Genomic DNA, 12,730 nt, shown 5'->3' with positions numbered 1-12,730 from the left:
CTCCTCCCGCCACTCTCTCTGCGCCCTGTGTGTCGTGTCCCCGCTCCTCTTCTGCGCGGGGGGGGGCGCGGGCTCCCCCCCGCCCCCCCCCCCCTTCCGGCATGTGCCGTCCGTCTCCTGCCAAGACGTGCCCTCCGTCTCCTACAGGGACGGCCGGACGTGCCGTCCGTCTCCTACAGGGACGTCAGATGGCCCGAGTCCCTCTGCCGGGGCACCAACGAGGGTTCGTACGCCGCCCCGTTCGGCTCCAGCGCCAGCACAGCGGCGACCGGGTGGTCGTCGTCCGCCAGGCCCTCCAGACGAACGACCGCCGGCGCCGCGACGGGCTCGGGCGTCGAACGGGACAGCGTCACCACGCCCCACGCGGCGACCGACGCTCCCGCGAGCGCGAGCAACAGGCCCGCCGCGCCGCCCTGGAGACGTTCGCCGAGCAGGGACAGCCCGATCGCCGCCGCGGCCAGCGGATTGGCGAGCGTCACGACGGCCAGCGGTGCGCCGAGCCCGCCCTGATAGGCGGTCTGCGACAGCAGCAGCCCGCCCGCCGCGAAGGCCGCCACGAGCAGCGCCACCACGATGACCTGCGCGCTGAACGGCGAGTCCGAACGGTCCGTCGCGGCGACCGTCACGGTCTGGGTGAGGGCCGAGGCCACGCCCGAGGCGAACCCGGAGGCCGTCGCGTGCCGCAGTCCCGGCCGGGCACCGCGCGCCAGTACGCCGATGACCGCGGCGGTGGTGCCCGCGACGGCGAGCGCCTGCGGCAGGCTCAGCACCTCGTCCGGAGCGGTCCCGGACGCCGTGACGAGCAGCGCGGCGAGTCCGGTCAGCGTGAGCGCCGTGCCGCGCCACTCGACCGCGCTCACCCGCCGTCCGGCGAGCCGCGCCCCCAGCGGCACGGCGGCCACGAGCGTGAGCGCCCCGAGCGGCTGGACCAGGGTGAGGGTGCCGTACTTGAGGGCCGCCACGTGCAGCAGGGCGGCCGAGGCGTTCAGTGTCACCGCCCACCACCAGGCACCCTGGGCCAGCAGGCCCACCGTGCCCGTGTCCGAGCCCGCCGACCGGGCGGCGAGCCGCTCCTGCGCGACGGCCGCGGAGGCGTAGGCGACGGAGGAGAACAGGGACAGGACGACGGCGGCGAGTGTCGGGTTCATCGCCCCGCTCCCACGAGTTCGGGCAGATCGCGTACGGGCGTCTTCGCGGGCCCGTGGACCGGGTGCCGTCCCGAGGTCGTCGCCGTCCGGCGCGGCGGGTGGACCACGGCGAGGGCGACGCAGAGCAGGGCGGTCGCGACGATCGCGTCCAGCCAGTAGTGGTTCGCGGTGCCGACGATCACCAGCAGGGTGAGCAGGGGATGCAGCAGCCACAGCGCGCGCAGACGCGACCGGGTCCCGGCGATCAGGCCGATCGCGACCATCAGCGCCCAGCCGAAGTGCAGCGACGGCATCGCGGCGAACTGGTTCGCCAGGGCGTCGGCGGCCGGGTGCGCGCCGTACACGGTGGGCCCGTAGACCTGGCCCGTGTCGACGAGACCCGTCCCGGCGAGCAGCCGCGGCGGTGCGAGCGGGAACACGAGGTGCCCGACCAGGGCGGCGGCGGTGACCAGGGCGAGGATCCTGCGGGCCCACACGTAGTGCGTGGGGCGCCGCAGATACAGCCAGACCAGGAAGGCGGCCGTGGCCGGGAAGTGGACGGTCGCGTAATAGGTGTTCGCGAGGTGCACGAGCGTGTCGCTGTCCAGCAGAACGCCCTGTACGGCGCCCTCGCCCGGCAGGTGCAGGGTCCGCTCCCAGCCCCAGACGCGGTGCGCGTCGGCGAAGGCCTCGTCCGTGCGGCCGGTGGCCAGCAGGCGGCCGGCCTTGTAGACGACGAAGAGCCCGACGACGAGCAGCAGCTCCCGCAGCAGCGGCGGGCGCGCCGCGGTGTCGTCCGGGCGCGCGTCGTCGCGCGTGGGCGATTGCGGGCGCGGACGCGCGTGAGCGGCCGCGTCGGGCGACGCGGCCGCGGGTGGCGCCGCGTCGGGCGGTTCCGTTCGTGAAGCGGATCCGGATGCCGGATCCGCAGGCTCGGTTCGGGAATCCATCCCCGGCCCCCTTGCTGACGGTCTGAAGTCGTGCGTGCGCGGTGAGCCCAGGACAGGATCCACTCGGCCTTCCCGGTGGGGAGAGGAGTGGATCCTGTCCGAGGCTCATCGATACGGCAGTGTACCGATACGACAGTGTACCGATACGCAGGTGTACCGATACGGATGCGTACCGGTACCCTCGCGTATCGATTACACTGAACGCAAGACCGCACCGGCCTATGCCGGATCGAGCGAGGAGAAGCGCCATGACGTCGCAGGCCGCGGACGGACCGGAGACGGTCGTCGCCTCGCGCCGCTCCAAAATCACGCCCGAGCGTGAGCAGGAGTTCTACGACGCCGTGCTCGAACAGATCCGGGAGTGCGGGTACGAGGCGCTCACCATGGAGGGCGTCGCCGCCAGCACCCGGTGCAGCAAGTCCACGCTCTACCGGCAGTGGAAGACGAAGCCCCAGTTCGTGGCCGCCGCGCTGCGCAACAACCGCTGCCCGCGGTTCACGGGGATCGACACCGGCTCGCTCGCCGGCGACCTCCGCGCGGCGGCGACGGCCGCGGGCGAATGGTCGGCCAGGGACAGTACGCAGCTTCTGCAGGGCCTCGGCAATGCCGTCATGCAGGACAAGGAGCTCCAGCAGGCGCTGCGCGACGCGCTCGTCGAGCCCGAGGTGGCCGAGCTGCGGCAGATGATCACCCGCGGTGTCGAGCGCGGTGAGGTCGACGCCGGACACCCGGCGCTGGAGTTCATCCCGGCCCAGATGCTCGGGGTCCTGAGGGTGCGCCCCCTGCTGGACGGGCAGTACGCGGACGCGGCGTATCTCACACAGTTCGTGGAGGCCGTCGTGCTGCCGACGCTCGGTCTCACCTGAGTCTCAGGCCGCTGTCCGTGGGATGACCGGACGTCGGCCTGTTCCGCGCCGCACCGTGGGGACGGGGGCGGCGCGCACCCCCCGGCCGGGTGGGGTTCCCCTTGAGCGGAGGGGAGCTCCACCCCGCCGCTCCCCCGGCCCCGTGTGGCGCGGCCCCGTCGGTGGGGGGCCGGGGGGGGGGGGGGGCGCCCCCCCCCCCCCGGCGGGGGGGGGGGCCCCGGGGGGGGGGGGCCCCCCCCCCCCCCCGATCCACGTCCACGGTGTCCCGGCGCCGGGACGGAGGCGTCCGGTGCGGGCGGTCTCAGACGTTCTGGCCGTTCCCGCCGGTTCCGCTCGCGACCTTGATGCCCTTCGTTATCGTGTCGATGATCGACTGCTCCGGGGCCTTGGAACCGATGTCGACACCGAAGCGGACGACGACCAGCGAGCCGTGGTCGGCGGGGGACGGGAACACGAGTGATTCGACGTACCCGTCGTCACCCTTGCTCGTCACGACCTTCCAGCGCACCAGATAGCCCTTCTCGCCTGCCACCGTGACGGCCTTCGAGGAGAGCTCCGTGTGCGAGGTGATCGAGCCGTAGCCCTTGCCGTACGACTCGGTGGCGTTCTTGGAGATGTCCTCCTTGGCCGCCGCCTCCGCCGTCCTGGACTTCAGCTTCTGCGCCGTCGCCGGGGCCGAGTAGGCGCCGCCGCGCTGGCAGTCCTTTGAGGTGTCGCCAGGGCATTTGTAGGTGTCCTTGGTGGAGACCGCCGCCGTGCCCGCGCCGCTCTGGCCCGTCCAGCCGTCCGGCACCGGGATGCTGATGCCGTTGTAGACGTCCGTGGCGAAGCCGGGGTCGGTCCCCGGCCGGCCCGACCCGCCGGGCGCCGGGGTCTGCCCGCCGGAGCCACCGGAGCCGTTGGGGTCACCCGGGCCCCCTTGGCCGTCCGAGCCGCCGGAGCCACCGGGCGCTCCGCCGGGACCGCCCTCCTGGCCGCCGCCGGGTCCCCCCTGGCCGTTCGGCCCGCCGGAGCCGGGCGAGGCCGCGCTGCCGCCGCGTCCGTCGTCGCCGGCCGAGTCCAGGATGTCCTGGCTCGTCGCGCCCCGGTGGACGTACGGGCCGAACTCGGTGGCGACGGCCGCCGTCAGGTCCGTGACCAGGGGGATCACCGGGTTGCCGCCGCCCCGGGCGCGCAGCGCGATCGACGTGAGGTCGAAGTCCGCGGTGCCGGCCGCGCGGGTCACCGCCGTCGCGGCCTCCGCCGGGGCCAGCCCCAGGGACGCCTGGGCCCGGGTCAGGGCGGCCTCCGCGTCGAGCAGGGCCCGCAGATAGGCGGCGTCGCTCGTCGCGGCCGACGCGGGAGAGCCCACCCGGCCGGGAGCGAGCAGACCGGTGTCGGACGCGAGGGGGTCGGCGGCGGTCACCGGAACTCCAGGAAGACCGTCTCGCCCTCGCCCTGAAGGCGGATGTCGAAGCGGTACGTCCGCGGCGCGCCCTCGGACGCGATCAGCGTGGCGCGCCGCCCGTCCGGCAGCGCGTCGAGCAGCGGATCCGCGCCGTCGGCCAGATAGGCGCGGGTGAACAGGTGGTGGGTCAGGCCGCGTGCGAAGACGCACACGGCGATGTACGGCAGCCCGGTGTTCCCCGGTGGCAGCGTGCGCAGCGCGTAGCGGCCGTCGGCGTCGGTGGCGACCCGGCCGAAGCCGGTGAAGTCGATGCCGTTGCGGCCGAGGAACCCGCCCGTGGACGGGTCGCGGCGCAGCGAGCCGGGGGCGCCGGCGAGCGAACCGTCGGGCGCGGCCTGCCAGAAGTCGAGCAGGGCGTCGGGGACCGGCGCGCCCGTCCCGTCGAGCACGTGGCCGTGCAGGGTGACGGTGCCGGGGTGCCCCGGGGGCGCGATGTCGTCGCCGCCCGGGAAGGGCAGCGCGTGGCCGTAGAAGGGACCGATGGTGTGGGCGGGAGTGGGGAGCGGTCGCTCGGCCGTGCTCATCGGCCTTCCTCGATCCAGGTGGCGGAGGGACCGTCGAGGACGATGTCCCATGCGTAGCCCATGGAGAACTCGGGCCGCGAGAGATCGTGGTCGTAGGCGGCGATCAGCCGGTCGCGGGCCGCCCCGTCCGTCACGGACCGCAGGATCGGGTCGTACGGGAACAGCGGGTCGCCCGGGAAGTACATCTGCGTGACCAGGCGCTGGGCGAACGCTGTGCCGAAGACCGAGAAGTGGATGTGCGCGGGCCGCCAGGCGTTGGTGTGGTTGCCCCAGGGATACGGTCCCGGCTTGACCGTGGTGAACGTGTACCGTCCCTGATCATCCGTCAGGGTCCGCCCCACGCCGGTGAAGTTGGGGTCGAGCGGAGCCGGGTGCTGCTCGCGCAGATGGGCGTACCGCCCCGCGGCGTTGGCCTGCCAGATCTCGATGAGCTGCCCACTCACCGGCCGGCCCTCGCGGTCGAGCAGCCGGCCCGCGACGGTGATCCGCTCGCCGATCGGCTCGCCCCGGTGCTGCAGGGTGAGGTCGTTGTCGATCCCGGTGATGTCGGTGACGCCGAAGACGGGACCGGACAGCTCGACCATCTCCGGGTCGCCGCCGCTCACCGCGACCAGCGGCTGCTTCGGGTGGCGGAGCCGTGAGCTGCGGTACGGGGGATAGTCGCGCGCGGGGTGGTGCCGCGCGGGCGCTCCGCCCGCCACCGCCTTGTCGTACGCGTCCTGGTGATCCTTGATCTCGGCGTCGATGTCCGACTGGGTGAGAGTCATGGTCGAGTTCCTAGCGTTCGAGGACGAGGGCGAGGCCCTGGCCCACGCCGATACACAGGGTGGCGACACCGACTCCGCTGCCTTTACGGGCCAGTTGGTGGGCGACGGTTCCGGCGAGCCGGGCGCCGGAGGCGCCCAGGGGGTGGCCGAGGGCGATGGCGCCACCGCGCGGGTTGAGGATCGCGGGGTCGAACTCGGGCCATTCGGCGAGACAGCCGAGGACCTGGGCGGCGAAGGCCTCGTTCAGCTCCAGTGTCGACAGGTCGTCAAATCCCTTGCCCGCCTTGGCCAGAGCTCGGTTCACGGCCTCGACGGGGGCGAGTCCGAAGTACCGGGGGTCGATCGCGGACACTCCGGTCGCCGACACCCGGGCGAGAGGTTCGCGGCCGGTGGCCCGCAGACCCTCCGCGTCGGTCAGCAGCAGGGCGGCGGCACCGTCGTTGAGCGGCGAGGCGTTGGCCGCGGTGACCGTACCCCCCTCGGTGCGGAAGGACGGCTTGAGCCGGGCCATGGCGTCGAGGGACGCGTCGGCGCGTACGCATTCGTCGGCGTCGAACACGACCGGACCGCCCTTGCGCCGGGGGAGGGACAGCGGGGCGATCTCGGCGCCGAACAGGCCCTCCTCCTGGGCCCGGGTCGCCTTCCGGTGGCTGGCGAGGGCGAACTCGTCCTGCTGCTCACGGGTGATCGTGTGCTTGTCGGCGATGAGTTCGGCGGACTCACCGAGCGGGATGGTCCACCGCGGGTCCATCCGCGGATTGACCATGCGCCAGCCGAGCGTCGTGGAGTACAGCTCGGTGTGCCCGGCGGGGAACGGCTTCTCGCTCTTGGGCAGGACGTAGGGCGCGCGGGTCATCGACTCGACGCCGCCGGCCAGGACGATCGAGGCGTCGCCGAGCGCGATGGCGCGGGCCGCCTGGATGACGGCTTCGAGTCCGGAGGCGCACAGCCGGTTGACGGTCACGCCCGGCACGGAGGTGGGCAGCCCGGCCAGGAGGGCGGCCATCCGGCCCACGTTCCGGTTCTCCTCGCCCGCGCCGTTGGCGTTGCCGAAGTACACGTCCTCGATCCGCGCCGGGTCCAGGTCCGGGGTGCGGGCGAGGAGTCCGCGGACGGCGTGGGCGGCGAGATCGTCCGGTCGGACGGTGGCGAGCGAACCTCCGTACCTGCCGATCGGCGTCCGTACGGCATCGACGATGTAGACGTCCTTCACGGCCGGATCCCTTCCGTGACGCGGACCTCGGCGGCGGTCCTCGCCACGATCTCCGCGGCCGTGACGCCCGGCGCGGTCTCCACCAGGAGCAGGCCCTCGTCGGTGACGTCGAGGACGCCCAGGTCGGTGATGATCCGGTTCACACAGGCCTTCCCGGTGAGCGGCAGCTCGCACTCCCGCAGGATCTTGGGCGAGCCGTCCTTGGCCGTGTGCGTCATCACCACGATGACCGTACGGGCCCCGTGGACGAGGTCCATCGCCCCGCCGATGCCGGTGATCATCTTGCCGGGGACGGCCCAGTTGGCGAGGTCTCCGCCGGCCGACACCTGCATCGCGCCCAGCACCGCGACGTCGATGTGCCCGCCGCGGATCATCCCGAAGGACAGCGCGGAGTCGAAGTACGAGGCACCCGGCAGGACCGTGACGGTCTCCTTGCCGGCGTTGATGAGGTCGGGGTCGACCTGGTCCTCGGCCGGGTACGGGCCGGTGCCGAGAATGCCGTTCTCCGACTCCAGGATCACCTCCACGCCCGGGGGAAGGTGATTGGGGATCAGGGTCGGCAGGCCGATGCCGAGGTTCACGTACTGGCCGTCCGTCAGCTCCCGCGCGGCGCGCGCGGCCATCTCTTCCCTGCTCCAGGCCATCACTCGCTCACCGTTCCGTTCGCCGCGGGCACCGAGACCGTCCGCTTCTCGATCATCTTGGCGTTCGCCTGCTCGGGGGTCAGGGTCACCACGCGCTGTACGAAGATGCCGGGCAGATGCACGGCGTCCGGATCGATCCCGCCCGGCTCCACGAGTTCCTCGACCTCGGCGATCGTCACCCGGCCGGCCATCGCGGCGAGCGGGTTGAAGTTCCGGGAGGACTTGTTGAAGACGAGGTTGCCGTGCCGGTCGCCCTTCGCGGCCCGTACCAGCGCGAAGTCGGTGCGGATGCCGTACTCCAGCACGTACTCGGTGCCGTCGAACTCGCGCACCTCCTTCGGCGGGGAGGCGAGCGTGACACCGCCGTGGCCGTCGTACCGCCACGGCAGCCCGCCCTCGGCGACCTGTGTGCCGACCCCGGCTGGCGTGTAGAAGGCGGGGATGCCGGCACCGCCCGCGCGCAGCCGTTCGGCCAGCGTGCCCTGCGGGATCATCTCGACCTCCAGCTCACCGGCCAGGTACTGCCGGGCGAACTCCTTGTTCGCGCCGATGTACGAGCCGGTGACACGGGCGACGCGTCCGGCGGCGAGCAGGGTCGCGAGCCCGGAGTCCATGGCCCCGCAGTTGTTGGAGACGACCCCGAGCCCCTGGACGCCGCGCTCGTGGAGAGCCGCGATCAGCACGTTCGGCACGCCACTGAGGCCGAATCCGCCGACCGCCAGGGTCGCGCCGTCCGGTACATCGGCCACCGCCTCCAGTGCCGTGGCGACCACCTTGTCCATCCGCGAAGCCTCATCTCTTCCGACTGCCCCGTCGCCCCGAATTAATCAGGGCACTGATTAATTCTTCGAGGTGCTCAGCACGCTGCCACCCGGACTTCGGCCCGTCAAGACCCCAGATGAGCGAGGACATGTGAAGAAGGGGCATGGCCGACGGAGACGGGGCAGCTGTCGAGGAGGGCAGGTATCGTTCAGTGCACCAACCAATTCGGTAGCGATGACGTCAGGAGCGCACATGGCCGCGGTGGACCTCTCCACCCATCCGGGACACCTGGCCCGGCGACTTCAGCAGGCGCACTACCTGCTGTGGAACACGATGGTCTCCGAGGAGATCACCTCGCCCCAGTTCGCGGTACTGAACGCGCTCGTCGCCGAGCCCGGCCTCGACCAGCGCACGGTGGGGGAGCGGGTGGGGCTCGACCGGTCCACGATCGCCGAGGTCATCAGCCGGCTCGGGCGCCGCGCGCTGCTGGACAAGGTGCGCGACCCCGAGGACGGGCGGCGCTACCTGCTCCGCCTCACGGACGACGGGCTGCGCGTCCACCGCAAGCTGACCGTGCGCACCGCGCGCATGAACCAGGTGTTCCTGGCCCCGCTCTCCGCAGCGGAACAGGGCCTCTTCTTCGACCTCATCCAGCGTGTCTCGGACGCGGCCGAGGGGCTGCGCAACCCCGCGGAACCCCTTCGCGCGCAGCACTGAGGCGGCCCTCTCGCTCGCGCGCGGCACCGGGGGGCCTCTCACGCCTTGGCCAGGACCACCCACACCTGGCCCGGCGCGAAGTTCATCGGCGCGCCGTCCGGGGTGGTGAACCGGGTGCCGTCACTCGCCTCGGGGCGTGTCCAGTTCGCGTCGAAGGTGCGGCCGTCGCGCAGCACCTGGGCCGTGCCCGAGCCCACCGACTCCGTGAACGGCGTGTTGTTGCCGAGGAAGTCGTGGTACTTCGACGTACGCACCTTCACGTACTGGATGACCACCGTCGCCGGAGCCACCGTCTTGCCGTCCGTCGTCACCGTCGGGGTGCCGTCCATCGCCACCAGCCAGCGCCCCCGTTCGGCGGACCAGGTGAAGGTGAAGCGGGCCGACGGGAAGCGGACCGTGCGCGAGGTCTCCGGGGTGCCGCCCGAGGGTGCCGCACCGAAGTGGAAGCCCGTGGTCAGCGCCGCGTCGCCGGGCACGGAGTCCATCAGCCGCCGCGGACGCAGATACAGATTGTGCGGAGCGGCCTTGCCCGTGCCCCGGTACCAGGCGTCGGGCACCTTCCCGGCCGGCTCGGGATCCAGCGGGGCGTCGTCGATCAGCGGCAGCAGCTTGTGCTGGGCTCCGGAGAAGGCGAGCGTCGGGTCGTGGAACTGTCCCAGCAGTTCGAGATCCGACTCGCGGGCACTGCGTACGGGCCCGACGGCGTCGGGCAGGGTGCTGGCGAAGACCGCCATCAGCCGGCTCAGACCGCCCTCGACCTGCTCCGCGTAGACCACGTCCGCCGCGTCGAGCCCTGTCTGGGGGCGGGCGTCGGGCGCGTTGTCGATCTTCACGGCGAGCACCGGGGCGACGTTCGCCGTGCCGGTCCCGCTCGCGCTCGGGCTCTGACTCGGCGACCTGCCGTCGTCGGTGGCTCCGCCCCCCGAGGTACAGCCCGACATCAGGGAGCCCGTCACCGTGACGGCCAGCACTGCCGCCGTCCACGCGCCCCGCCGTGTCCGCACCATCTCTCGTATGTCCACCGTGCCACCTGTCCCGTGCCATCGATTTATGCGTTCATCAGTTCATCGGTGGCCGTACCCGATCGTTTCTGATTGCGCGCGGCGGCTGAGTTGATCGGCTCAGCGGGACGATCCGTGCAAGGTCGAAAAGGGGCGCGGAAGCGGCGATTCCGTTCCCGGAGCGCCGGCTCCGCCCGGTGTCTCAGCTCCGCGGCCCCAGGATCTCCGCCAGGTCGTAGCCGACCGGCTCCTCCAGTTGTCCGTACGTGCAGCTCTCGGCGGTGCGATCGGGACGCCATCGGCGGAAGCGGGCCGTGTGGCGGAACCGTACGCCGTTCTCCATGTGGTCGTACGCCACCTCGGCCACCCGCTCGGGCCGGACCGGAATCCAGGACAGATCCTTCTTCGCCGACCATCTGCTGGGCGCGCCCGGCAGCCGGGCCGTCTCGTGCGCCGACTCCTGCGCCCAGGCCGCCCACGGATGCTCCGCCGCGTCCTCGAGCCGCAAGGGCTCCAGTTCCTCCACCAGTTCCGCCCGCCGCTTCATCGTGAACGCGGCGCTCACGCCCACGTGCTGGAGCGTGCCGCCGGTGTCGTACAGCCCCAGCAGCAGCGACCCGACGACCGGCCCGCTCTTGTGGAAGCGGTAGCCGGCCACGACGACATCCGCCGTCCGCTCGTGCTTGATCTTGTACATGGCCCGCTCGTCCCGCAGATACGGCAGCGCGAGGGGCTTCGCCATGACCCCGTCGAGCCCCGCCCCCTCGTACTGCTCGAACCACCGCCGCGCCACCTCGCGGTCCGTGGTCGCGGGCGCCAGGTGCACCGGTGCCGTCACCTCGGACAGCGCCTTCGCCAGCAGCGCGCGCCGGTCCGTCAGCGGCATGTCGAGCAGGGAGGCGTCGGCCAGGGCCAGCAGGTCGAAGGCCACGAAGGAGGCGGGAGTCTTCTCGGCCAGCATCCGCACCCGTGAGTCCGCCGGGTGGATCCGCTCCGTGAGCGCGTCGAAGTCGAGCCGCCCGTCCCTGGCGATCACGATCTCCCCGTCCATCACACAGCGCTCCGGCAACCGCTCCCGCAACGCCTCGACAAGCTCCGGAAAATACCTGGTCAGCGGCTTCCCGGTGCGGCTGCCGATCTCCGTCTCGTCCCCGTCGCGGAACACGATGGCCCGGAAACCGTCCCACTTCGCCTCGTAGTGCATGTCCGGCGGGATCTTCGCCACGGACTTGGCGAGCATCGGCTTCACGGGTGGCATCACCGGCAGATCCATACTTCGACTCTAAGAGCCGTCCATGGTGTCCGCCTGTCGCGTCTTCCGTCCGACGCGGTCCGGCTGTCCTGCGGTTTTACCGCCGCTTCGCGGCCGTGCTGTGAGACGAGTGTGAGACGGCGTCGCGATCCTCAGGCGCCGGCGGCCGGATCCTGCTTCGGCCGGCCGCCCTTGCGGGACCGGCGCTCCGCGAGCTCCTTGTCGGCCTTCTCCAGGTCGGCCTTGTCCTCGTCGGTGCCGTGCTCCAGGACGCGGGCCCTCATGTGGTCGAGGACGTCGTTCGTGCGATCCGTCCCGAGCTGCTCGCACACCCGCCCGTATGCCTGCCACAGCGGATCCGGCACCCGGATCGGACGGGGTGTCGTGTGCCGCTTCGGCGCCGCGGCGGACTGCTCTGCCATCGCTCTCCCATTCCTTGTAGACACACGGATCGTCTCACGGGTCTTGTGTATCTACAAGGTTCCGACTACTGTGTAGATACAAGGTTAGCCACTCCGGAAACGGAACGGCCCTCGGCGGTGCGTCAACACCGGCCGAGGGCCTACGGAATCCACCTGATGCAACAGGGAGAACCGATGCTCCACCTTCTCATGAGCCCCGGCGCCGCCCGCACGGTGCGCGGCCTGATCGGCGCCGTCGTCGAGACCGCGACCGACGCCATCCGCAGCGTCATCGCCCCCGCTGCCCTCGTCGCCGAGCAGAGCACGCCGGCCGTCGAGGCCGAGGCGCCCGCGACCGTCGAGGCCCCGGACCCGGCTGGCCTCTTCACCGCCGACGAGCTGCCCGCCGTCGAGGACATCGAGCGCGCCGCACTCGGCTACGACCTCGCCGCCGACTCCGCCCGCTCCGCCGACCGCGCGAAGAGGAAGCACCGCAAGCTCCTCGACCGCCTCCCCGCCGGTACCTACGGCACCTGGCACGTGCGCCGCGTCGCCTCGAACCGGCAGACCGTCGACCTCGACAAGGTCCGCGCCATCTTCGAGGAGCACGGCCTCGGCGACGTCCCGATGCGCGACAACGCCCCGTCCCTGCGCGTCGAGCGGATCGTCACCGCGGCCGACGTCGAGACCCTGACGGAGGCGGCTGCCTGATGAGCGCCGTCCTCGACCTCGACAAGGCCATCCCCGCCACGCCCGCCGCCGTCCACCAGGCGCTCCGCAAGACCATGCCCGGCAGGTACACGCCCGAGCTGGCCGACCGGATCGCCGCCGACATCGTCGCCCGCTTCGACCAGCTCCGGCCGCTCGCCGGACAGAACGGCGGCACCCAGTGACGAAGCAGACCGAGACGGCCCGCCCCGCGCGGGCCGTCCCCGGGGGGGGGGGGGGGGGTGGGGGCGGGGGTGGGGGGGGGGGGGGGGGGCGCGGGGGGGGGCGGGGGGGGGGGGGGGGGGGGGGCGGGGGGGGGGGCGGGGGGGCGGGGCGCTGGCGGGCGAGCGG

At 72.4% G+C, this 12,730-nt stretch carries 15 protein-coding genes; 4 read left to right on the top strand and 11 right to left on the bottom strand.

Translation table 11 applies throughout. The annotated features are described in order from the left end of the window. Positions 1 to 173: 173 nt before the first annotated feature. On the bottom strand, positions 174 to 1,148 hold the full coding sequence (locus tag ACFXGX_RS01465) for a hypothetical protein (protein WP_384783467.1): 975 nt from the start codon (positions 1,146 to 1,148) through the stop codon (positions 174 to 176). After that, a complete protein-coding gene (locus ACFXGX_RS01460; RefSeq protein WP_384783465.1) occupies positions 1,145 to 2,077 on the bottom strand; it encodes a phosphatase PAP2 family protein in 933 nt (310 codons plus the stop codon). The genes ACFXGX_RS01465 and ACFXGX_RS01460 overlap by 4 nt, the downstream gene beginning before the upstream one ends. A gap of 248 nt (positions 2,078 to 2,325) precedes the next feature. Here ACFXGX_RS01460 and ACFXGX_RS01455 point away from each other — a divergent pair, with 248 nt between their 5' ends. Continuing rightward, positions 2,326 to 2,943 (top strand): TetR/AcrR family transcriptional regulator, encoded by a 618-nt coding sequence (locus ACFXGX_RS01455; RefSeq protein WP_384783463.1) that lies wholly within the window; start codon positions 2,326 to 2,328, stop codon positions 2,941 to 2,943. Between the two features lie 301 nt (positions 2,944 to 3,244). Here the strand turns inward: ACFXGX_RS01455 and ACFXGX_RS01450 are convergent, their stop codons facing one another. Genes ACFXGX_RS01450 through ACFXGX_RS01425 form a run of 6 tightly spaced genes read right to left on the bottom strand, consistent with a single transcriptional unit; the run spans position 3,245 to position 8,320 of the window. Next, complete coding sequence (locus ACFXGX_RS01450; protein WP_384783461.1) at positions 3,245 to 4,348, bottom strand: hypothetical protein; 1,104 nt, start codon at positions 4,346 to 4,348, stop codon at positions 3,245 to 3,247. Next, a complete protein-coding gene (gene pcaG / locus ACFXGX_RS01445) occupies positions 4,345 to 4,914 on the bottom strand; it encodes a protocatechuate 3,4-dioxygenase subunit alpha (protein WP_384783459.1) in 570 nt (189 codons plus the stop codon). The genes ACFXGX_RS01450 and pcaG overlap by 4 nt, the downstream gene beginning before the upstream one ends. After that, positions 4,911 to 5,681, bottom strand: a complete 771-nt coding sequence (pcaH, locus tag ACFXGX_RS01440) for a protocatechuate 3,4-dioxygenase subunit beta (protein WP_384783457.1) — start codon at positions 5,679 to 5,681, stop codon at positions 4,911 to 4,913. The genes pcaG and pcaH overlap by 4 nt, the downstream gene beginning before the upstream one ends. Before the next feature lie 10 nt (positions 5,682 to 5,691). Next, a complete protein-coding gene (locus ACFXGX_RS01435; RefSeq protein ID WP_384783455.1) occupies positions 5,692 to 6,894 on the bottom strand; it encodes a thiolase family protein in 1,203 nt (400 codons plus the stop codon). Continuing rightward, a complete protein-coding gene (locus ACFXGX_RS01430) occupies positions 6,891 to 7,538 on the bottom strand; it encodes a CoA transferase subunit B (RefSeq protein ID WP_384783453.1) in 648 nt (215 codons plus the stop codon). The genes ACFXGX_RS01435 and ACFXGX_RS01430 overlap by 4 nt, the downstream gene beginning before the upstream one ends. Continuing rightward, on the bottom strand, positions 7,538 to 8,320 hold the full coding sequence (locus tag ACFXGX_RS01425) for a CoA transferase subunit A (protein WP_384783451.1): 783 nt from the start codon (positions 8,318 to 8,320) through the stop codon (positions 7,538 to 7,540). Before ACFXGX_RS01425 ends, ACFXGX_RS01430 begins: the two co-directional genes overlap by 1 nt. A gap of 232 nt (positions 8,321 to 8,552) precedes the next feature. On the opposite strand from ACFXGX_RS01425, the gene ACFXGX_RS01420 reads away from it, so the two are divergent. After that, on the top strand, positions 8,553 to 9,017 hold the full coding sequence (locus ACFXGX_RS01420) for a MarR family winged helix-turn-helix transcriptional regulator (protein ID WP_384783449.1): 465 nt from the start codon (positions 8,553 to 8,555) through the stop codon (positions 9,015 to 9,017). Positions 9,018 to 9,055: 38 nt separating this feature from the next. On the opposite strand, the gene ACFXGX_RS01415 is transcribed toward ACFXGX_RS01420, so the two are convergent. The 3 genes from ACFXGX_RS01415 to ACFXGX_RS01405 all read right to left on the bottom strand — a co-directional run bounded on the left by ACFXGX_RS01415 (position 9,056) and on the right by ACFXGX_RS01405 (position 11,692). Continuing rightward, entirely contained in the window at positions 9,056 to 10,024 is a 969-nt protein-coding gene (locus ACFXGX_RS01415) for a DUF3048 domain-containing protein (RefSeq protein ID WP_384783804.1), read from the bottom strand. A gap of 196 nt (positions 10,025 to 10,220) precedes the next feature. Then, positions 10,221 to 11,291 carry an ATP-dependent DNA ligase gene (locus ACFXGX_RS01410; RefSeq protein WP_384783447.1) on the bottom strand — a complete coding sequence of 357 codons (1,071 nt, stop codon included), beginning with the start codon at positions 11,289 to 11,291 and terminating at the stop codon, positions 10,221 to 10,223. Between the two features lie 131 nt (positions 11,292 to 11,422). After that, on the bottom strand, positions 11,423 to 11,692 hold the full coding sequence (locus ACFXGX_RS01405) for a hypothetical protein (RefSeq protein ID WP_384783445.1): 270 nt from the start codon (positions 11,690 to 11,692) through the stop codon (positions 11,423 to 11,425). Between the two features lie 174 nt (positions 11,693 to 11,866). Here ACFXGX_RS01405 and ACFXGX_RS01400 point away from each other — a divergent pair, with 174 nt between their 5' ends. Next, entirely contained in the window at positions 11,867 to 12,382 is a 516-nt protein-coding gene (locus ACFXGX_RS01400) for a hypothetical protein (protein WP_384783443.1), read from the top strand. Continuing rightward, the gene (locus tag ACFXGX_RS01395; RefSeq protein WP_384783442.1) at positions 12,382 to 12,564 is read left to right on the top strand and encodes a hypothetical protein; all 183 of its coding nucleotides are present in this window, start codon (positions 12,382 to 12,384) and stop codon (positions 12,562 to 12,564) included. The genes ACFXGX_RS01400 and ACFXGX_RS01395 overlap by 1 nt, the downstream gene beginning before the upstream one ends. Positions 12,565 to 12,730 lie beyond the last annotated feature (166 nt).

The sequence above is a fragment of the Streptomyces sp. NPDC059371 genome, from assembly GCF_042751995.1.
Classification (GTDB): Bacteria; Actinomycetota; Actinomycetes; order Streptomycetales; family Streptomycetaceae; genus Streptomyces.
Note: the sequence above shows the minus strand (reverse complement) of the source record. Positions and strands in the feature narration are given on the sequence as shown.

Excerpts from the sequence above, each read along its gene's own strand:
- ACFXGX_RS01415 (WP_384783804.1), bottom strand. The coding sequence starts at position 10,024 with ATGGTGCGGACACGGCGGGGCGCGTGGACGGCGGCAGTGCTGGCCGTC.
- pcaH (WP_384783457.1), bottom strand. The coding sequence starts at position 5,681 with ATGACTCTCACCCAGTCGGACATCGACGCCGAGATCAAGGATCACCAG.
- ACFXGX_RS01430 (WP_384783453.1), bottom strand. The coding sequence starts at position 7,538 with ATGGCCTGGAGCAGGGAAGAGATGGCCGCGCGCGCCGCGCGGGAGCTG.
- ACFXGX_RS01465 (WP_384783467.1), bottom strand. The coding sequence starts at position 1,148 with ATGAACCCGACACTCGCCGCCGTCGTCCTGTCCCTGTTCTCCTCCGTC.
- ACFXGX_RS01400 (WP_384783443.1), top strand. The coding sequence starts at position 11,867 with ATGCTCCACCTTCTCATGAGCCCCGGCGCCGCCCGCACGGTGCGCGGC.
- ACFXGX_RS01455 (WP_384783463.1), top strand. The coding sequence starts at position 2,326 with ATGACGTCGCAGGCCGCGGACGGACCGGAGACGGTCGTCGCCTCGCGC.
- pcaG (WP_384783459.1), bottom strand. The coding sequence starts at position 4,914 with ATGAGCACGGCCGAGCGACCGCTCCCCACTCCCGCCCACACCATCGGT.
- ACFXGX_RS01405 (WP_384783445.1), bottom strand. The coding sequence starts at position 11,692 with ATGGCAGAGCAGTCCGCCGCGGCGCCGAAGCGGCACACGACACCCCGT.
- ACFXGX_RS01410 (WP_384783447.1), bottom strand. The coding sequence starts at position 11,291 with ATGGATCTGCCGGTGATGCCACCCGTGAAGCCGATGCTCGCCAAGTCC.
- ACFXGX_RS01425 (WP_384783451.1), bottom strand. The coding sequence starts at position 8,320 with ATGGACAAGGTGGTCGCCACGGCACTGGAGGCGGTGGCCGATGTACCG.
- ACFXGX_RS01460 (WP_384783465.1), bottom strand. The coding sequence starts at position 2,077 with ATGGATTCCCGAACCGAGCCTGCGGATCCGGCATCCGGATCCGCTTCA.
- ACFXGX_RS01420 (WP_384783449.1), top strand. The coding sequence starts at position 8,553 with ATGGCCGCGGTGGACCTCTCCACCCATCCGGGACACCTGGCCCGGCGA.
- ACFXGX_RS01395 (WP_384783442.1), top strand. The coding sequence starts at position 12,382 with ATGAGCGCCGTCCTCGACCTCGACAAGGCCATCCCCGCCACGCCCGCC.